General features: G+C 69.3%; 12 protein-coding genes, 1 tRNA gene and 3 pseudogenes. 11 read left to right on the top strand and 5 right to left on the bottom strand.

Annotation, left to right across the window (positions count from 1 at the left end; all coding sequences use genetic code 11):
• Positions 1–98: 98 nt before the first annotated feature.
• The gene (gene nuoH / locus ACFY3V_RS06200; protein ID WP_350943557.1) at positions 99–1,052 is read left to right on the top strand and encodes an NADH-quinone oxidoreductase subunit NuoH; all 954 of its coding nucleotides are present in this window, start codon (positions 99–101) and stop codon (positions 1,050–1,052) included.
• Between the two features lie 130 nt (positions 1,053–1,182).
• The gene (locus ACFY3V_RS06195; RefSeq protein WP_362896724.1) at positions 1,183–2,121 is read left to right on the top strand and encodes a hypothetical protein; all 939 of its coding nucleotides are present in this window, start codon (positions 1,183–1,185) and stop codon (positions 2,119–2,121) included.
• A gap of 365 nt (positions 2,122–2,486) precedes the next feature.
• Here the strand turns inward: ACFY3V_RS06195 and ACFY3V_RS06190 are convergent, their stop codons facing one another.
• Positions 2,487–4,070, bottom strand: a complete 1,584-nt coding sequence (locus tag ACFY3V_RS06190) for a protein kinase (RefSeq protein ID WP_362896722.1) — start codon at positions 4,068–4,070, stop codon at positions 2,487–2,489.
• A 254-nt stretch (positions 4,071–4,324) separates the two neighbouring features.
• Here ACFY3V_RS06190 and ACFY3V_RS06185 point away from each other — a divergent pair, with 254 nt between their 5' ends.
• The 7 genes and pseudogenes from ACFY3V_RS06185 to htpX all read left to right on the top strand — a co-directional run bounded on the left by ACFY3V_RS06185 (position 4,325) and on the right by htpX (position 12,672).
• Positions 4,325–4,990, top strand: coding sequence for a 4Fe-4S binding protein (locus ACFY3V_RS06185; RefSeq protein ID WP_362896720.1), 666 nt, complete (start codon positions 4,325–4,327; stop codon positions 4,988–4,990).
• Positions 4,987–5,523, top strand: coding sequence for an NADH-quinone oxidoreductase subunit J (locus ACFY3V_RS06180; protein WP_362924014.1), 537 nt, complete (start codon positions 4,987–4,989; stop codon positions 5,521–5,523). The genes ACFY3V_RS06185 and ACFY3V_RS06180 overlap by 4 nt, the downstream gene beginning before the upstream one ends.
• A 1-nt stretch (position 5,524) precedes the next feature.
• A pseudogene (gene nuoK / locus ACFY3V_RS06175) lies at positions 5,525–5,821 on the top strand (NADH-quinone oxidoreductase subunit NuoK); the annotation flags it as partial.
• A gap of 155 nt (positions 5,822–5,976) precedes the next feature.
• Positions 5,977–8,016 (top strand): NADH-quinone oxidoreductase subunit L, encoded by a 2,040-nt coding sequence (locus ACFY3V_RS06170; RefSeq protein WP_389770569.1) that lies wholly within the window; start codon positions 5,977–5,979, stop codon positions 8,014–8,016.
• 162 nt (positions 8,017–8,178) lie between these two features.
• Positions 8,179–9,987, top strand: coding sequence for a NuoM family protein (locus ACFY3V_RS06165; protein WP_389770566.1), 1,809 nt, complete (start codon positions 8,179–8,181; stop codon positions 9,985–9,987).
• Positions 9,984–11,747 (top strand): NADH-quinone oxidoreductase subunit N, encoded by a 1,764-nt coding sequence (locus ACFY3V_RS06160; RefSeq protein ID WP_389770563.1) that lies wholly within the window; start codon positions 9,984–9,986, stop codon positions 11,745–11,747. The genes ACFY3V_RS06165 and ACFY3V_RS06160 overlap by 4 nt, the downstream gene beginning before the upstream one ends.
• A 73-nt stretch (positions 11,748–11,820) precedes the next feature.
• Positions 11,821–12,672 carry a zinc metalloprotease HtpX gene (htpX, locus tag ACFY3V_RS06155; RefSeq protein ID WP_389770560.1) on the top strand — a complete coding sequence of 284 codons (852 nt, stop codon included), beginning with the start codon at positions 11,821–11,823 and terminating at the stop codon, positions 12,670–12,672.
• 60 nt (positions 12,673–12,732) lie between these two features.
• On the opposite strand, the gene ACFY3V_RS06150 is transcribed toward htpX, so the two are convergent.
• The 3 genes from ACFY3V_RS06150 to ACFY3V_RS06140 all read right to left on the bottom strand — a co-directional run bounded on the left by ACFY3V_RS06150 (position 12,733) and on the right by ACFY3V_RS06140 (position 15,436).
• Positions 12,733–13,611, bottom strand: coding sequence for a hypothetical protein (locus ACFY3V_RS06150; RefSeq protein WP_362896710.1), 879 nt, complete (start codon positions 13,609–13,611; stop codon positions 12,733–12,735).
• A 422-nt stretch (positions 13,612–14,033) separates the two neighbouring features.
• Positions 14,034–14,609 carry a pyridoxamine 5'-phosphate oxidase family protein gene (locus ACFY3V_RS06145; protein ID WP_350942823.1) on the bottom strand — a complete coding sequence of 192 codons (576 nt, stop codon included), beginning with the start codon at positions 14,607–14,609 and terminating at the stop codon, positions 14,034–14,036.
• Positions 14,610–14,941: 332 nt separating this feature from the next.
• Positions 14,942–15,436, bottom strand: coding sequence for a YajQ family cyclic di-GMP-binding protein (locus ACFY3V_RS06140; RefSeq protein WP_350942824.1), 495 nt, complete (start codon positions 15,434–15,436; stop codon positions 14,942–14,944).
• A 491-nt stretch (positions 15,437–15,927) separates the two neighbouring features.
• Here ACFY3V_RS06140 and ACFY3V_RS06135 point away from each other — a divergent pair.
• Positions 15,928–16,012: transfer RNA gene (locus ACFY3V_RS06135), tRNA-Tyr, on the top strand.
• A gap of 784 nt (positions 16,013–16,796) precedes the next feature.
• Positions 16,797–18,081, top strand: a pseudogene (locus ACFY3V_RS06130) (IS256 family transposase).
• Positions 18,082–18,110: 29 nt separating this feature from the next.
• Here ACFY3V_RS06130 and ACFY3V_RS06125 read toward each other — a convergent pair.
• A pseudogene (locus ACFY3V_RS06125) lies at positions 18,111–18,269 on the bottom strand (IS5/IS1182 family transposase); the annotation flags it as partial.
• Positions 18,270–18,307 lie beyond the last annotated feature (38 nt).

The raw sequence follows: 18,307 nt of genomic DNA, 5'->3' as shown, positions 1-18,307 counted from the left end.
CTGTCGTGCGACGGGCCCGCCCGGCCGTCTCGCGCCCGCGCGACCCGCGTGATCCGTGGTGGCCGGGGAGTCTCCCCGAGGGACCGGAGGTGCCCGTGATCGCCGAGGTGCTCGACGTCGTGGTACGGCTCGTCGTGATCGTCGCGGTCTTCCTGGTGCTGCCGCTGGTCGCCGGGCAGATGGAGCACAAGGTGATGGCGCACATGCAGGCGCGCCTCGGTCCCATGTACGCCGGGGGCTTCCACGGCTGGGCCCAGCTGATCGCCGACGGGGTCAAGTTCATGCAGAAGGAGCAGGTGATCCCGGTCGCGGCCGACCGCCGGGTCTTCACCCTCGCCCCCGGCGTGGCACTGGTCCCCTATCTCCTCGCGATGGTCGTCATCCCGATCGGACCCGGGCTGGTCGGGGTCGACCTGGACGCCGGGCTGTTCTTCGTCCTCGCCGTCATGGGGGTCGGCGTGCTCGGTTCGATCATGGCGGGATGGTCCTCGGGCAACAAGTACTCCGCCCTGGGCGGGATGCGCTCGGCGGCCCAGCTCATGGCGTACGAGCTGCCGCTGGTCCTCGCGGCCTCCAGCGTCGCGATGGCGGCGGGCACGCTCTCCCTGCCGGGCATCGTGGAGGCCTGGCAGTGGTGGTGGCTGCCCTGGCAGGCGATCGGCGGCGTCGTCTTCTTCGTCGCCGGGCTCGCCGAGCTGCGCCGCCCGCCGTTCGACATGCCGATCGCCGACTCCGAGCTCATCATGGGCCCGATGACCGAGTACACCGGCATGAGGTTCGCCCTCTTCATGCTGTCCGAGTACGCCGGGATCATCGTGGTGTCCGCGCTCACCAGCGTGCTCTTCCTCGGCGGCTGGCACGGCCCCTTCCTGCCGGGGCCGGTGTGGATGCTCCTCAAGGTCTTCCTGCTGGTCTTCGTGATCATCTGGCTCCGGGTGAGCTATCCCCGCCTCCGTGAGGACCAGTTGCAGAAGCTCGCCTGGGTTGTCCTGGTGCCGCTGGCGCTCGTCCAGCTCGCACTGACGGGAATCGTCGCTATCGCCATAGGATGAACCTTTTCGTCCCATTCACCCGAGCTTTTCCGTGCCGTCCGGGGCGTTTTACCGGATGATCTGACGTTCGAAGTCTCCTCACAGGGCAGGGAGTTACACTCTGTGACACCACCTGCCAAGGACGGAATGCATGACCCTCGCGCTCGCCGTGGACAAGGATGAACTGGTCGTCGATGTGCCGGAACATTCGCCGGTGCGGCTGCCGCTCACCGGGGAGGGCCGGGCGAGCACACTGCTGATCTTCGGATATCCCGGCAGGGGCAGGACGAGATACGGCCTGGCGATACTCGACGAGTCCGGCCTGGTCATGCTGGAGGCCCCGGGCTCCCGGTCGAGGAGGGCGGTGGAGACGTTCGCCGCGGACAACGGGCTGGAGTTCGAACTCAGGGCGTTCGACACCCCGCAGCAGGCCAGGGTCGCGCTCGCCCGCCGGTCGCCGAGATGGCGCGCGGTGACCTGGCGCCGGGCGCCCGCGCCCCTGCCGCGCCTGCGCGTGCCCGGCGTGAGAAGCCTCAGACCGCCGCTGAGCTCGCCGAAGGTGTGGTGGCGCGAGCAACTGCTGTACGTGCTCATGTGGGCGGTGCTCGCCTACGGGGCGGTCTTCGTGACGCTCGTGCTCCTCAACCTGACCGAGACCCGGGCCGACGTCACCCGGGGGATGGGGCCGCTCGGGGTCGCCGCCCTCGTGCTGGCCGCGCTGACGGTCGTCGGGGCCGTCGTCGTGGTCGGGGTCGGCCGTCGCAGGTCCCGCAACCAGACCGCCCAGGGACGCGTGCTCAGGCGCGAGGGCCAGCCGCACTGCCGTCTGGTGGCCGTTCACGGCCGCCTGCTGCTGGAGACCGCGCGCAGGACCCGCGAGCTTGAGGCGTCCGAGCTCCTGCTGTACTCGGTGGAGACAGGGGAGACCGGCCTGCTGGTGGGCGGGGATCTGTTCCACCTGCCGGGACGCTGGGACGAGACGCAGGTCGAGCGCTTCGCCACGGGAAACGACCTGGAGCTCACGATCCGCAGGCTGACGCGCGAGGAGTATCTGGACCTGACGGCGCGGGCGAAGGACGCGGTTCCCTAGAACGCCGATCAGGTAAGGAACGGGCGATGTCCGGCCATCGGTGAACCGCTGGTCGCAACGGATCGGTCTGGCCGCATCCGATGTCGATCAATGCTCTGCGCGGTCATCTGACCGGCTCTCCGGAGCCGAGCTCGGCGGGGTTTCCCCGGCACGGTCTCCCGGGGACGGCCTTTCCGGTGGCCACCTCTCCGGCACGGTCCCCGAGAGGCGGCCTTCCCGGTGTCCCGGCACGGTCTCCGAGAGACGGTCGGTGCCCCGGCCCGGTCTTCCGGGGACGGTCCTCCCGGGCGCCACCTTCCCGGCACGACCCTCCGGGCGCGGTTCTCCGCGCCCGGCTCGGTGCGGGCCCCGGTGGTCGCGGTCCACTACTGCACGATCCGCAGCATGATGTCGGAGGCCGTGGGCCGGTTGCCCGGCTCCTTGTCCAGGCAGGCGGCGGCGAGCGGGCGCAGCGACTGGGGCAGGGCTGTCAGGTCCGGATGGTGGTTGATCACCCGGTTCAGGATGGCGGGGATGGTGTCCTCCCCGAAGGCGGCCTTTCCCGAGGCGGCGAAGATCATGGTCGCGGCCCAGCTGAACACGTCGGTCTCCGGGCCGATCGTCCGGCCCGCGAGCTGCTCGGGCGACATGTAGGCGGGGGTGCCCATGATGTTGCCCGACGTCGAGGTGACCTGGTCGAGGGCTCGGGCGATACCGAAGTCGATGACGCGGGGGCCGTCGGCGCCGATCAGCACGTTGGCCGGCTTGAAGTCCCGGTGCACCACGCCGGCCCGGTGGATCGCGGCGAGCGCGCCCGCGGTGGCGAGGGCGAGCCGGGTCAGGCCGTCCTCGTCGCGCGGACCCTTGTCGCGGACCAGCTGCTCCAGGGAGTCGCCCTCCACGTACTCGCTGACGACGTACGCCTGGTCCTCGTTGATGTTCACGTCGAGCACCCGCGCCGTGGAGAACGTCGCCACCCTGCGCGTCGCCTCCACCTCCCGCAGGAACCGCTCCCTCACCACCTGGTTGCCGGTGAAGTGCTCGTGCAGCACCTTGATCGCGACTTTCTGTCCCTGCGGGGTCAGCGCGAGGTGAACCGTTCCCTGGCCGCCCTTCCCCAGGTGGCCGATGAGCCGGTACGGCCCCAGCCAGCCCTGGGGGGTGGGGGTGTTCCGGCTCTGCGCGGGGTAGGTGGGCCCGGCCTGGGCGAAGGGGGTGTGCGGGTTCTGGGAGGTGTGGGTGGGCTGTCCCTGAGCGAAGGGGACGTGTGGGCTCTGGGAGGCGTGGGTGGACTGGCCCTGCGCGAAGCGGTCCCGGGGGGTGTGCGCGGGCCCGCCCTGCGCGAAGCGGTCCTGGGAGGTGTGGGTGGGCTGGCCGTGGACGAAGTGCCCCTGGGCGGGCTGGGGCGGCGCATACCGGGGCGGCCGGTCGTCGTGACGGGGTTGTGGCTGCGGTTGGTACCCGCCGTGGTGCTGCGGCGGCTCGGGAAGTCGCGGCTGCGGCCGTTGCGCGGGCGGGTGCAGCATCGAGACCTCGGTGGGGCCCGTCTGGTACGACGGCGGCCGGGGCGGTCGCTGGACGTGGCCGTACCCGGGAGACGACGGCCCCGGATGGAACGCGGGGGAGGTCCCCTGCGAAAAGACCGACCCCCTGAGGATCAGCGCGTGGCCCAGCCCACCGAGCCAGCTGCCGAAGAGACCGATCGTCGCGACGGTGTCCAGCGCGATCGGAATGTCGTCGGAACTCCCGTAGATGGCCGCGGCGGTCATGAAGATGCCGACGCCGAGGCCGTAGAGGACGGCGGCGAGGGCCAGCAACGGGCTCCGCAGCTTGCGCGCGGCGTGGCCGATGATGAAAGGTGTCCCGACGCCGCAGGTCAGCGCGGGTACCAGCGTCCACACGACGCTCCACGCCGTGTTGGATCGTGCCGGTGGTTGCGACTGCCAGGCCGGCCCGTACTGGTGGGACATGGGGCGAACAATACGATTTTTTCCGGATCTCTGCAGACGCTTCGGTGGCGAGTCGGCGATTGGAGGGCGGTTCTCGAACACACAGTCTGTGGATAACTTCTGTGGATAACCCGGTTCCCTCGCTGATTCCCCCGTCATTACGGTCTCGTGGTTCCACGCATTCCCGAGCGCCCCACTGTGCGTCATGATGTTGAGTTGTGGCACGGATACCAGGAGTGGGATTGGCGAAGGGGCTTTCCGTCACCCTTCGCCACATGCTGAGCAGGTCGGTGACCCAGCAGTACCCCGAAGTCCGGCCGGAGTTGCCCCCGAGGAGCAGGGGGGTGATCGCGCTGGTCGAGGAGAACTGCACGGTGTGCATGCTCTGTGCCCGCGAGTGCCCCGACTGGTGCATCTACATCGACTCCCACAAGGAGACCCTCCCGGCCCCGGAGGGCGGCCGCCCCCGGGCCCGCAACATGCTCGACCGCTTCGCGATCGACTTCTCCCTGTGCATGTACTGCGGGATCTGCATCGAGGTCTGCCCCTTCGACGCGCTGTTCTGGTCGCCGGAGTTCGAGTACGCCGACGGCGACATCCGTAACCTTCTCCATGAGAAGGACAAACTCGCGGCCTGGGCGCAGACCGTCCCGCCGCCCCCGGCGCACGAGCCCAACGCCGATCCGCCGAAGGAACTCGCGGCCGCCCCCCGTCCGGTTCGCCCCCGGCCCACCTCCTCCGGAGCCGCTTCTCCCAGACCCGCTTCGAGCGTCCGGGCGATCCGGCCGCCGGGGGCCCTGCCGAAGAAGAACGATCCGTCCACAGGCGGGTCGTCCGTCGAAAAGTTATCCACAGGCGGGGACGACGCGCCTCCGGCGACGGCCGCGCCGGGGCAGACTCCTCCCACGGATCCGAGTGGAGAGCCCGGGGAGGAGAGGTGACCGAGGTGCCGTCCTACCTGTCGCCGACCGGGCAGGAGATCGTCTTCCTTCTGCTGGGCGCGATGGCCGTCGGGTCGGCGCTGCTCGTCGTGACCACCAGGCAGCTCGTCCACGCGGCCCTGTGGCTGGTCGTCTGCTTCGGCGCGCTGGCCGGGTGTTATCTGGTTCTCACCGCCGAGTTCGTCGCCTGGGTCCAGGTGCTGATCTACGTCGGCGCGATCGTGGTCCTTCTCCTGTTCGGCATCATGCTCACCCGCGCCCCGATCGGCAGGAGCGCCGACCTCGACAGCCCGAACCGTCCGGCCGCGGCGATCGTGGCGATCGCCACCGCGGCCGTGCTGGTCACCGTGGTCGTCGACGGCTTCCGCATGGCGTACATCCAGCTTGAGCCCGGTGGCGGCTCGGCCGCCGAGCTCGGTTCCAGCATCTTCCGCAACTGGGTGCTTCCCTTCGAAGCGCTCTCCGTCCTGCTGCTCGCGGCCCTGATCGGCGCCATCGTCCTGTCACGCACCGACATCCGAGGGAGGGACTGACGTGCACGTCGTCTATCCCGCGGTCGTCTCGGCACTGCTGTTCTCCATCGGCGTGTACGGGGTGCTCGCCCGCCGCAACACGATCCTCGTGCTGATGTCCGTCGAGCTCATGCTCAACGCCGTCAACCTCAACCTGGTCGCCTTCGACGTGTGGTTGCGCGACCGGCTGCACAGCGGGCAGGTCCTCACCCTCTTCGTCATCGTGATCGCCGCCGCCGAGGTCGGCCTCGGCCTCGCGATCATCCTCGCGCTCTACCGCAACCGCCGGACCGTCGACCTGGATCGCCTCCGCTCCCTGTCCGACTCGCCCGACCCGGCCCTGTCCGACTCGCCCGACCCTGTCCTGTCCGGCTCCACCGATCCGGTCCCGGCCGGAAAGACCGCGCCTGTCCCGGCCGGAAAGACCGACTCGGCCCCGGCCGGAGAGCCGGACCCCGGGCAGGGTGACACGCCATGATCACCATCGCCTCGCTCGTGATCCTCCTGCCCTTCCTCGCGGCGGCCGTCGGGCTTCTCGGCTCCCGCTTCCCCCGGCGTCCTCGAAGCGTGACGCCCCCGGACACCGGCGACAGCGCCGCCCCCAAGCCCGCCACCTCCGAGGTCAACCCCGCCCCCGACACCGACGCCAACCGCAGGGCCGCCTGGATCGCCGTGGTGCCCACCGCGATCTCCGCGGCCCTGGCGATCTGGCTCGCCTACGCCACCTGGGCGGCAGGCAGGGGCGGGAGCGGGATCGAGTCGCCCGCACCGGCCGGGGCAGGGGCCCAGGGGGCGATCGACGGTGTCACCGCGACGTTCGCCGTCATCGAGACGGGTTCGGTGCCGATCTCGGTCGGCCTGCTGGTCGACGGCCTCGCCGCGTCGATCGCCGTGCTCGTCGGCGTGGTCGCGCTGGCCGTGCAGGTCTACTCCGTCGGCTACATGCGCGGTGACCGGCGCTACCCGTCCTACAGCTCCTTCATCAGCCTGTTCACCAGCGCCATGCTGCTCGTCGTCTACGCGGCCGACCTCCTGGTCCTCTACGTGGGCTGGGAGATCATGGGGCTGTGCTCCTACCTGCTGGTCGGGCACTGGTGGGAAGACCGGGCCAACTCGCGAGCGGCGATCAAGGCGTTCCTCGTCACCCGGATCGGCGACGTCGGATTCCTGTTCGGCATCTTCGTTCTCGGGACGGCGGCGGGCAGCTTCAGGATCGCCGACGTCATCGCGAAGGTCCCCGAGATGTCGTCGGGCACGCTCATCGCGGCCACCATGCTGCTGCTGGCCGGGGTCGCGGGAAAGAGCGCCCAGGTGCCGCTGCACGTCTGGCTCCCCGACGCGATGGCCGGACCGACACCGATCAGTGCCCTCATCCACGCGGCCACCATGGTCGCCGCGGGCATCTTCGTCGTCGCCCGCCTCTACCCGGCCTTCCTCGGCGCCCAACCCACCCTGGACATCCTCGCGGTCCTGGCCGCCGTCGGAATGCTCGGCGCGGCCCTCGCGGCCCTCGCCCAAGACGACCTCAAGCGCGTCCTCGCCTACTCCACGATCAGCCAGCTCGCCTACATGGCCGGCGCCCTGGCCGCCGGATCCCGGAGCGCCGCGGTCTTCCACCTGATCACCCACGGCGCCTTCAAGGCACTTCTCTTCCTCTGCGCCGGTGCTGTGATCCACGCGGTCGGCTCCAACCTGATGAGCACGATGGGAGGCCTGAGAAAGGATCTTCCCGTCACCTTCGCCGCGACGACGATCGGCTTCGCCGCCCTGGTGGGCCTCCCCCCGGCGAGCGGTTTCTTCAGCAAGGACGAGGTGCTGGTGGCGATCGAGCGTTCCCTGTCCTCGGGGACGCTGACCGGCAGCGCGGCCCTGCTGCTCTACGGCTGCGCGCTCACCACGGTCGCGGTGACCGGCGCCTACGCCACCCGGGCGTGGCTGCGCACCTTCTTCGGACAGCGCGCCCCCCAGCCCCATACCCTCCCCGAGCTCCAGCCCGCGCCGGGCACGCCTCACGCCGCCCATGCCGTTGTCCCCACCGCCGCCCACACTGCCGTTCACGAGGCTCCGGCCACCATGCGCGTGCCCATCCTCGTCCTGGCCGTCCCGGCGCTGCTCCTCGGCCTCGTTCGGGTCGGCGACGTCCACTGGGGCACCGCCGCCCTCGGTCTCGCGGTGGCGCTGCTGGGTGCGGGGGCGGTCTACGCGGCGTGGCGCTCCGACTCCATGCGCGACCCGGCCCGCCTGCTCGGCCCCTTCAGAGCCCCGTGCGAGCGCGCCTTCTACGTCGACTCCCTGTACGCCAGGCTTTTCGTCCGCCCCACGCTGCTCTTCGCGAGCCTCGTCGCCCGCACCGACAGCCGTGTGGTGGACGGTGCCGTGCGCGGCTCGGGCCAGGCGACCCTGGGCCTGGCGAGACTGGTCCGCCTGATGCAGAACGGCAACGCCCAGCTCTACATCACCGGCCTGCTGGCCGGAATCCTCCTGATCGCGGCGTGGGCGGTGATTTTCAGATGATCTCTCTGCTGTTCTGGGGCATCGTCGCTCTCGTGGTGCTGCTCCTCATCCGTCTGGCGGTGATGCGCCGGTGACCCCCTCCCCGCGACCGACCCCGACACCGGTCCCAAAGCCCGTCACGGCGACGGACCCGGTGCCCGGCCCCTGCGAGGTGGTCACGCCATGAGCTGGCTGCTGATCGCGCTCCTCGGCGTGCCGCTCGCCGGGGCCGCCGCGCTGCTCGCACTCCCCGGAGCGGACGTCGCGGCCAGGAGGCGGCTGCTCAGGGTGCACGGCCTGGTCGTCTCCGGGCTCACGTTCGCGCTGTCGGTGCTGCTCGCCGCCACGTTCGACTACGGAAACGCCGCCCGGCCGCAGTTCGTGACCGACCTGGCCTGGATCCCCGGCCTCGACCTCAGGTTCCACCTCGGCGTGGACGGGATCTCGCTGCCGCTGGTCGTGCTGACCACGCTGCTGACCTTCCTGTGCTTCGTCTACCTGTGCCGGGGCAGTGCCGAAGGACCCGGGCAGCTGCTGGCGCCGCGGCCGGGAGGCAACCGGCCACGGGCGCTGGTGTTCACGCTGCTCGTCCTCGAAGTGGGCATGATCGGCACGTTCCTCGCGCTCGACCTGCTGCTGTTCTTCGTCTTCTTCGAGGTCGTCCTCATCCCGATGTACTTCGTGATCGCCGTCTGGGGCGGGCGTGCCCGCCGCGCGGCGGCGATCAAGTTCATCCTCTACACCCTGCTCGGCTCGGTGGTCCTCCTGCTCGGCCTGCTGCTCATCTGGTCGCAGACCGGCACCCTGGACATGACCGCCCTCGCGCAGGCACGGGGGGCGGGCATGTCACCCTCGGTGCAGACCCTCGCCTTCCTCGCCGTCGGCATCGGTTTCGCGGTCAAGGCCCCGATGTGGCCGCTGCACACCTGGCTGCCCGACGCGCACACCGAGGCACCGACCGTCGGTTCGGTGCTCCTGGCGGGTGTGCTGCTCAAGATGGGCACGTACGGCATCGCCCGCGTCGCGATCCCGATCCTGCCCGACGGTGCCGTCGCGGTGGCGCCCTGGCTCGGGGCCTTCGCGGTGGTCGGCATCGTCTACGGCTCGCTGGCCTGTCTCGCCCAACGCGACCTCAAGAGGATGATCGCCTACTCCTCGGTCGGCCACATGGGGTTCGTGCTCCTGGGCTTCGCCACGCTCACCCCGGCCGGAGTCAACGGCGCCCTGTTCGGCAACATCGCCCACGGTCTGATCACCGCCCTGCTGTTCTTCGTCGCAGGAGCGATCAAGGAGCGCTACGGCACCTCCGACATGCCGGCTCTGGGCGGCGGCATGATGACACGCCTGCCCCGGCTCGCCTCCCTGCTCACCTTCGCCTGCGTCGCCTCGCTCGGGTTGCCGGGACTCGCGGGCTTCTGGGGCGAGATGCTCGCCCTCCTCGGTGCCTTCGAACCGGCCGCGGGCCTGTCCCGCCCCCTCTACCTGGTCTTCATGGCCCTCGGAGGTCTCGGTACCGTGCTGACCGCCGCCTACTTCCTGCTCATGCTCTCCCGCGTCACCCACGGCCGGAGCACCGAGACCGTCCACGTCCCGGTCCTGGCCGGAGTCACCACGGGCGGTCTCCCCTCCACGGGCCCGACCGGTGAGGAGACCGATCACAGAGAGAGTGACCGCGAAGAGGGCGCTCCCACCCCCGAGGCCGACGAGAAGGAGGGCATCCCCGTGGCGACAGGCGGTGGGAGAGACGCTTCCTCTCCGGGGGCGATCTCAGCGGCGACTTCGGAAACGGTTGCGGGGACGGTTTCAGAGACGGCCTCGGCGGTGACCTCGGGGACGACGAGCACGGCCAGATCACGCATGCCCGACGTCACGGGCTACGAACTGGCCGCCTGGGTGCCGCTGATCGCGCTGATCCTGCTGTTCGGCCTCTGGCCCAAGGCGCTCCTCCTGCTCACCGATCCGGTGGTCCGGACCCTGGTGGGCGCGCCATGATCCAGTCGATCGACTACTACGCGGTCGCACCGCCCCTCATCCTCGCCCTCACCGCCGGGCTCGTGCTGCTCCTGGACGCCTTCCTGCCCCGCAGGCCGTACGTCCGGACGGCACTCGGCGCGGTCACGCTGGCCGGGGTGATCGGCGCCCTCGCGGTGGTGATCTCGCAGGCCGTACGCGCCGGAGACCCGCTGCGGACCTTCTGCGTGCCCGAGGGCCTGCTCGGCTCCCCCCAGGCGGCGATCGGGGCCATCGTCCCCCCGGTCGCCGGGCCGACGGCGCCCACGGCCGCCGTGGCACCCTGCTCGTTCGTGGTCGACGACTTCACGCTGGTCTTCGCCGGGCTCGCACTGTTCGCCGGGATCGTCGTGGTGCTGCTGTCGGCGACCGAACTCTCCTCGGGAGACATCCCCGTCGGAGAGTGGTACTTCCTGCTGCTCTGCACGCTGGCGGGCGCCGTCGCCCTGCCCGCCTCCCGTGACCTGATCATGCTGGTGGTCGCTCTGGAGCTCGTCTCGCTGCCGGTGTTCGCGCTCACCGCGCTCAGGCGGTACGACGGCCGAAGCTCCGAGGCGGCGGTCAAGCTCTTCCTCGTCTCCGTGGTCTCCACGGCGGTGATGCTCTTCGGGGTCTCCCTGCTGTACGGGACGACCGGCACCGTCTACCTCGACCGCATCGCCCACGTCCTGCGGCAGGGCGTCTCCGCCGCCACCGGTCTCGGACCCGGCTCGGGAGGCGCCGGCACCGCCTACGAGTCCTCGCTGCGGATCGGCTACGACCTGCCCGCCGTGGTCACCGTGGCCGTGGTCCTGGTCATCGCCGGGTTCGCCTTCAAGATCGCGGCGGTGCCGTTCCACGCGTGGGCGGGCGACGTCTACCAGGGTGCCCCCATCCCCGTCGCGGCCCTGCTGTCCGTCGTCTCCAAGGCGACGGGGTTCGCCGGGCTGATCCTCGTCCTGGTCGTCGCCCTGGGCGGCCAGGGGGCCACCTGGGTCCCGCTGATCGCGATCCTCGCCGCGCTGACCATGACCGTGGGCAACCTCCTGGCCATGCGCCAACGCCACGCCGTACGACTGCTCGCCTGGTCCTCCGTCGCCCAGTCGGGCTACATCCTCGCCCCCCTCGGCATCAGGAACGACGAGGCGATGAACGCCTCGGTCGCCTATCTGGTCTTCTACGCGGCGATGAACCTCGGGGCGTTCGCCGTGGTCACGCTGGTGTCGAGGCGGTCGGGCGGGGGAGAGCTGGACGACTACCGGGGCCTGGCGCTCCAGAGGCCGGCCGCCGGGCTGGCGCTCGCCTTCTTCCTCATCTGCCTGGCGGGCCTGCCCCCCGGGTTGGCCGGGCTCTTCGCCAAGATCGTGGTGTTCCGGGAGCTCCTCGGCGGAGGCGGTGGCTGGCTCGCCGTCGTGATGGCGGTGAACACGGTCGTGGGCCTCTACTATTACGTCGCCTGGGTCGTACGGATCTTCACTCCGGTTCCGGTCCTCACTCCGGTTTCGGCGACCGGGAGCGCCATGACGGGAGGCGCCGCGACCGGAAGTGCCGCGACGGGGAGTGCCGCGACCGGGGGTGTCATGACAGGAAGCGCTGTGGCCGGAGATGTCGTGGTGGGTGGCGTGAGAACGGATGGCCGCGGTGCCGGATGGATACCCGCGACCGCGGCGATCGCGGTGGCGGCGATCGTCGCGATCGCGTTCTCGGTCGCCCCGCAGCTCGTCCTCGACCTCGTCCCCTCGGGCCTCATCGCCGTGGGCTGAACCGTCCGGGAACGTTCGACCTGGCCGGGGACGTTGTCACGGGTGAACCAGCATCATCCGAGAGGGGGGTGTAGTGCATCACAACGGTCTGCGTACCGCGGTCCTTCTCGGAGCATTGTCCGCGGTGATCATCGCGGCGGGGGCGTGGCTCGGAGGCAGCGCCGGCGTGCAGATCGCGGTCCTGATCGCGCTGGCGACCAACGGCGTCGCCTATTTCTTCTCCGACCGCATCGCGCTGTCCGCGATGCGTGCCCGGCCCGTGGGCGAGGTCGAGCAACCGGTCCTCTACCGGATCGTGCGCGAGCTCTCCACCGAGGCCCGCCAGCCCATGCCCCGGCTCTACGTCTCGCCGACCATGCAGCCCAACGCCTTCGCGACCGGGCGCAACCCACGCAACGCAGCGGTCTGCGTGACCTACGGGATCACCCAGCTGCTCGACGAGCGCGAGCTGCGCGGGGTCATCGGACACGAGCTCTCCCACGTCTACAACCGCGACATCCTGATCTCGTCGGTGGCCGGCGCGCTCGCCACCATGATCACCTACCTCGGTTACGTCGGGCTGTTCTTCGGCGGCGGTGACGACGACGAGGGGCCCGGGTTCATCGGCGCGCTCCTCATGATCGTGCTCGGCCCGGTCGCGGCCGGAATGATCCAGATGGCCATCTCCCGCTCCCGCGAATACCAGGCGGACGAGTCCGGCGCCCGGTTGACGGGTGATCCGCTCGCCCTCGCCTCGGCACTGAGAAAGATCGAGATGGGCACCCGTCAGCTGCCCCTCCCGGAAAACGGCCGGATCGCCTCCGCCTCCCACCTGATGATCGCCAACCCCTTCCGCTGCACCGGGATCGGCAGACTGTTCTCCACCCACCCGCCCACCGCCGAGCGCGTCGCCCGCCTGGAGCGCATGGCCGGCTACCGCCGCTGACCGCACGCTCGCGCTTGAGCCCCTGCCCACCCCCGTGAAACCTCCACGGTTCGGGGCGGCTCAGGGGGTCAGCCCGGTGACGATCGGATTGTGCACGGATCCGGGCACGACGAAGCCCCCCATTCGCTCCGTACCACCCGACTCCTGATCGACCCGATACCAGGCGTAGCGGGCACCTCCCCCCTTCCTGAGCCTGCGCGGGATCACCGTCTGCAGGTCGAGATTGCCCGCGCCGTTCCAGCGCATCCGGGTCGGGGTCCTGCCGACGGGCACGGCGACGGGGTCGCGCCTGGGGATACCGCCGGTGGACACGTCCCACAGGCGGATCCCCGCGTCACGCGCCGTGAAGTGAGCGACGACCTCGCCGCCCGGGCCGAGCGCCCCTCCCACCGGAACGCGCCCCCGCTCGGCGAAGGGCGAGAGCGAGTAGATCCCCGCCTGGAACATGTCATCCACCACGAGCACGAACCTCGCGTCAGGACTGAAACTCCACGGCCGCAGTCCGGGCGGCAACGGGACACCCTCCCCGCTGTAGGTGTCCAGGATCTGATACTCCCCGCCTATACCCAGCACCGCGTACCGCCCACCGGGGGAGAGCTCGACCCGTGCCGTGCGCATGCCGTTCGACCACATCACCCCCGGCACCACGCGCACCTCGCCGGTGGCCATCTCCCGCACCACCAGAGCCCCGTCCCCCAGCTGGAAGTACGCGACATACCTGCCGTTCGGCGACAGGGCGAGCGGTGCTCGTTGCCCGCGCACGGAGAACACCCGGGCGTCGCGGAGGGCGACCACCTTGCCGCCGCGTACCCAGAGTTTCCACGGCGCGCAGACACACCCGTCGAGCCCCGCGTACCGGACCGGCGGCCTCGCGCTCGCGGCCCCCGCCGGGCCACCCGCTCCCATGACCACGGCGACCGCACCGACGCAAACACTCAAGCGGCGGAACAACCCCACTGACGCCCTCCCGAGTCTTTCCGGACAGCGGGGGACGTCCGTCACGTACGGGCTCACTGTACGCCTCGAGGAAGGCCGGTCGGCGGTGCCGCCGCGAGTGTCATCCGACCTCGCCGCGAAGCGGACACCCTTTCCGATCGGTGGTGTCGCCGTACGGGGGAAGCAGACCGAGGCGTGGAGCGGACATCCCTTCCGGCCGGTGGTGCCGCCGTACGGGGGAAGCCGGCCAAGGCGTGAAGCGGAGACCCCTTCCGTTCGGTGGTGCCGCCGAAAGGGGCGTCCGCTTCCGGTCGGCGGTGCCACTGGAAGGGGCGTCTTCCGGCCGAGGCAGGAGCGGAAACCCCTTCCCGAGCGGGGTGAACGGACCGGCCCTGCGCGGGCCGGTCCCGGCCGGGACGGCCGTCTCAGGAGTGATGCGTGACCGGGTCGGTCTCCTCCGCGGAGAGACCGGGGATGCCGTCGATGCTCTCGCGGTTCTTCTGCGCTCGATGGGCGCGCCGCTGCTGGACGTCCCTGCGCCCCGCCCACTCGTCCAGCAGCGTCCGGTCCTCCTCGAAGGACATGAACGGCACCGAGAAGCCGCAGGAGTCGGAGATCCGGTCACAGTCGACGACGATGATCGACCGCACACCCGGATGCGGGCCGAAATTCTTGATCAGTGTTGCGAAGTCGGGGCTCTCCGGTACGACGACCCGGCCGGTGCCGTACAGGCGGAGGATGTTGGGAGGGCCGGAGAAGGCGCAGAACATGACCGTGATGCGGCCGTTCTGGCGGAGGTGCGCGATCGTCTCCACCCCGCTGCCGTCCAGGTCGAGGTAGGCGACGGTGGTGTCGTCGAGAACGGCGAAGGTGTCGGCGTACCCCTTGGGGGACATGTTGACATGACCCCCCTTCTCGGGAGCCGTGGCCACGAAGTAGACCGGCTGCGCTCCGATGAACTCACGCAGCCGGTCGTTGATCCTGTCGTGAATTTTCCCCATGAACAGGACGATAGTTCTTTGCCGTCCGCCGGTCGGCGTCGCGTCCAACAGCTGTATCCAACCGGTGAGCCCTCTCGCCCGCGGACACCCCTTCCCCCTCGGACTCTCCGCTCCCGGCTCTTCCCGCCTTCCCCGTCTCCTGGTCCCGTCTCCCGCCTTGCCCGCCCTCTCCCTCGCCGAGAGGCCGTACCTCCGCTCACGGACCGGGGAGGTGAAGCGGCCGGGGGCACACGCGAAGGCATGCGCGTGCGCCCCCGGCCGTGTGCCCGGATACGCCTTCTGCGGCGGGCTGGATCCCGGAGCCGGAGGCCGGGGTCGCGACCGCTCATCCGCTAGCGATAGTTCGAGAACTGAAGGGCGATCTCCAGGTCCTTCCCCTTGAGAAGGGCGATGACCTCCTGCAGATCGTCCCTCTTCTTCGAGCTCACCCGAAGCTCCTCGCCCTGGATCTGGGCCTTGACGCCCTTGGGCCCCTCATCGCGAATGATCTTCGAGATCTTCTTGGCGTGCTCCTGGTCGATGCCCTCCTTGAGGGTCACCACCAGGCGGTACTCCTTGCCGGACAGCTTGGGCTCGTCCGCGTCCAGGATCTTGAGAGAGAGCCCCCGCTTGATCAGCTTGTCCTTGAAGACGTCGAGCACCGCGTTGGCGCGCTCCTCGCTGTTGGCCTTGATCTCAACGGCCTTCTGACCGCCCGACCAGGCGATGGCCGCGCCGGTGCCCTTGAAGTCGAATCGGTGCCCGATCTCCTTGATCGTCTGGTTCAGCGCGTTGTCGGCCTCCTGGTGGTCGATCTTGCTAACGATGTCGAACGATGAATCCGCCAAAGCACAATCCCCTCTGACCTGCCAGAACTATGAATCACTCCCCGGCTCCCGCAGACCACGGACCGCGAATCACGGCGACGTCCGCGAGCCGGTTCGGTAGACGCGTACGTAACGGATCAGCCTAGCCAGCATCTCCCGCCGATGCCGAGGCGGCAGCGTGTCCTCACCCGTCCTTCACGGGTCCTTCCCACCTCGGCGCGTCTCATCTCCCCTCTCACCCCTCCCGCCCCTCACTCACCCTGCGCGTCTTCCCTCCTCAGTCCTTCGCGCCCCCTGCCCGTCCCCGGCCTCCACCCCCATCGGGCCACCTCACATCCCGGCACCGCGACGCCTCTCGCGTCACTCCTTCCCCAGAAGGCGCCAATCCGAGCAGCGGTATGGGCACAAAAGTCCTGATAGGAGCGGGTATCCGGAGGTGCCCTCCGTTGATGTCACGTCACCCCCGGAAGTCCGCTATTCTTCTTCCTGTCGCCGCCGCAAGCGGAAGACATGGCAGGTTGCCCGAGTGGTCAAAGGGAGCGGTCTGTAAAACCGTCGGCTCAGCCTACGCAGGTTCAAGTCCTGCACCTGCCACCAGCCAAACTGGCAGCTCAGAGGCCCTCCGGGGCCTCTTTTGCGTTTCCGGGACATGCAGTCGCAGGCAGCTGGAAGCAGCCGCATGTCACCACTCCACCAATACGCACGCAATGACCTTGATCGTGTTTTCCCAGGTCGCGCCGGGCTTTCCGGTGGCTCTGGAACGGGCATCGGCCTTTCGACGGTCTGCTGAGACGTGACAGGATGTGCCGCATGCTGACTCGAAGGAACCGTGCCGCGTAGGCCGCCCGGCACTCTGCGTTCAGGGTGCCCTCGATCATCCGGCCACACCCCGGCCAGGCAGATACCTGGAATCTCTCGTAAGACCCATGCCGCGATACGACGGCTGGAAGCCGAGCGTCTGTGGCTGGACGCCCTGGCCGACGCCTTGGACCAGTACGCAGGGTTTCTCCGGCACTCTGGCCGATACCTCTACCTCCGTCCGGACGGGTTGCCATGTTGCGACCCCTTAGAAGCCCGTGACCTCCTGGAAGAAGCCCTCCACGCCCTGCCTTCGTTCGCTCGATCTGAGCTCCGGCGAATCGTGGAGCCTCTGGACACGAAGTTCCGCGACCGGACCCTTCCCGATCCAAGGGCAGACGAAGGATGCTCGTCGATGTCAGGTACATGGTGGCGACATCGCCTGGCCGAATGGTGATCATGTAACGGCCTAGAGCAATGCTTGAGACCTGTGGATCTGTCGGGAAGGGATGTACCTTCCCGATGATCACGTATCACCTCAAGCATGACCGACGCGCCAACGTCGGTCGGGAAGGCACACCCGATGCTCACCGTAGTTCCTGACACGTCTGACCGCGAGCCGGCCGACGCCGCTGTCGCTGGTTCGGTGTCGTTGATCGATGAGATCGTGCGGGAGGGCGCCCGCCGGATGCTCGCCGAAGCGTTGCAGGCCGAGGTCGACGCCTATATCGCCCGGTTCGCCGACGAACGCGACGAGCGGGGCCGTCGCTTGGTGGTGCGGAACGGCTCCCATCGGCCGCGCGAGGTCCTGACCTCGGCCGGGGCGATCGAGGTGACGGCTCCGCGGGTCAACGACAAGCGGACCGATCCCGAGACGGACGAGCGGCAGCGGTTCTCCTCGGCGATCTTGCCGCCGTGGTGCCGGAAGACCCCGAAGATCAGCGAGGTGCTGCCGCTGCTCTACCTGCACGGCCTGTTGACGGGCGACTTCGTGCCCGCGCTCGGCCAGTTCCTGGGCAGCTCGGCGGGGCTTTCGGCGCCGGTCATCACCAAGCTGACCGAGCAGTGGAAGGGTGAGCAGAGGGCGTTCACCACCCGTGATCTGCGGGACGTCGACTTCGTCTACTTGTGGGCTGATGGCATCCACGTCAACATCCGGCTCGAGGAACACAAGCTCTGCCTGCTGGTCATGATCGGGGTCCGCGCGGACGGCCGTAAAGAGCTCATCGCGCTGACGGATGGCTATCGGGAGTCGACCGAGTCGTGGGCCGACCTGCTCCGCGACTGCAAACGCCGCGGGATGCGCGCGCCCGTCTTGGCGGTCGGGGACGGCGCGCTCGGCTTCTGGGGAGCGCTCGCGGAGGTGTTTCCGCAGGCCAAGACCCAGCGCTGCTGGTTTCACAAGATCGCTAACGTGCTCGGGGCCCCTACCGAAGTCGGCGCATCCCGGGGCGAAGAAGCAGCTCACGGAGATCTGGAACGCCGAAGACAAGACCCACGCGCTGCGGGCGGTGAAGGAGTTCGAGGCCACCTACGGCGTCAAGCACCCCAAAGCCATCGCCAAGATCCGCGACGACATCGACGAACTCTTGGCGTTCTACGACTTCCCGGCCGAACACTGGCAGCACCTGCGGACGACCAACCCGATTGAGTCGACATTCGCGACCGTCCGCCACCGCACCAAAGTCACCAAAGGCCCGGGTTCACGGGCGGCTGGCCTGGCCATGGCATTCAAGCTCATCGAGTCCGCCCAGGCCCGGTGGCGGGCGGTCAACGCACCCCACCTCGTCGCACTCGTCCGCGCCGGAGCCACCTTCAGCAACGGCAAGCTCGTCGAACGCCCCGACGACAAACCAGCAGCCGCCTGAGAGGACGTTCTGCCTGCTTGAGTGATAGTTCATGGATTGTGCCAGGTTATAGTGCTTTCGCCGGTTGCTCGTTTCGCGAGGTTCGCGATCATCGCGAGGCGGATCATGCTCTCGGAGTGTGCGGGCTTGGTCTCGTAATCTCGTGCCAGGCGACAGTGCATCATGATCCATCCGAAGCTCTGTCCAACACCTTCCGGATCTCCAGCACCGGCCCACAGTAGACGCC

The organism is Streptosporangium sp. NPDC000095, from assembly GCF_042899335.1.
Taxonomy (GTDB): domain Bacteria; phylum Actinomycetota; class Actinomycetes; order Streptosporangiales; family Streptosporangiaceae; genus Streptosporangium.
This window is presented reverse-complemented; position numbering and strand designations above follow the sequence as displayed.

Coding starts and splice junctions, on each gene's coding strand:
- ACFY3V_RS06195 (WP_362896724.1), top strand. CDS start 1,183: ATGACCCTCGCGCTCGCCGTGGACAAGGATGAACTGGTCGTCGATGTG.
- ACFY3V_RS06190 (WP_362896722.1), bottom strand. CDS start 4,070: ATGTCCCACCAGTACGGGCCGGCCTGGCAGTCGCAACCACCGGCACGA.
- ACFY3V_RS06185 (WP_362896720.1), top strand. CDS start 4,325: ATGCTGAGCAGGTCGGTGACCCAGCAGTACCCCGAAGTCCGGCCGGAG.
- ACFY3V_RS06170 (WP_389770569.1), top strand. CDS start 5,977: ATGATCACCATCGCCTCGCTCGTGATCCTCCTGCCCTTCCTCGCGGCG.
- ACFY3V_RS06165 (WP_389770566.1), top strand. CDS start 8,179: ATGAGCTGGCTGCTGATCGCGCTCCTCGGCGTGCCGCTCGCCGGGGCC.
- ACFY3V_RS06160 (WP_389770563.1), top strand. CDS start 9,984: ATGATCCAGTCGATCGACTACTACGCGGTCGCACCGCCCCTCATCCTC.
- ACFY3V_RS06145 (WP_350942823.1), bottom strand. CDS start 14,609: ATGGGGAAAATTCACGACAGGATCAACGACCGGCTGCGTGAGTTCATC.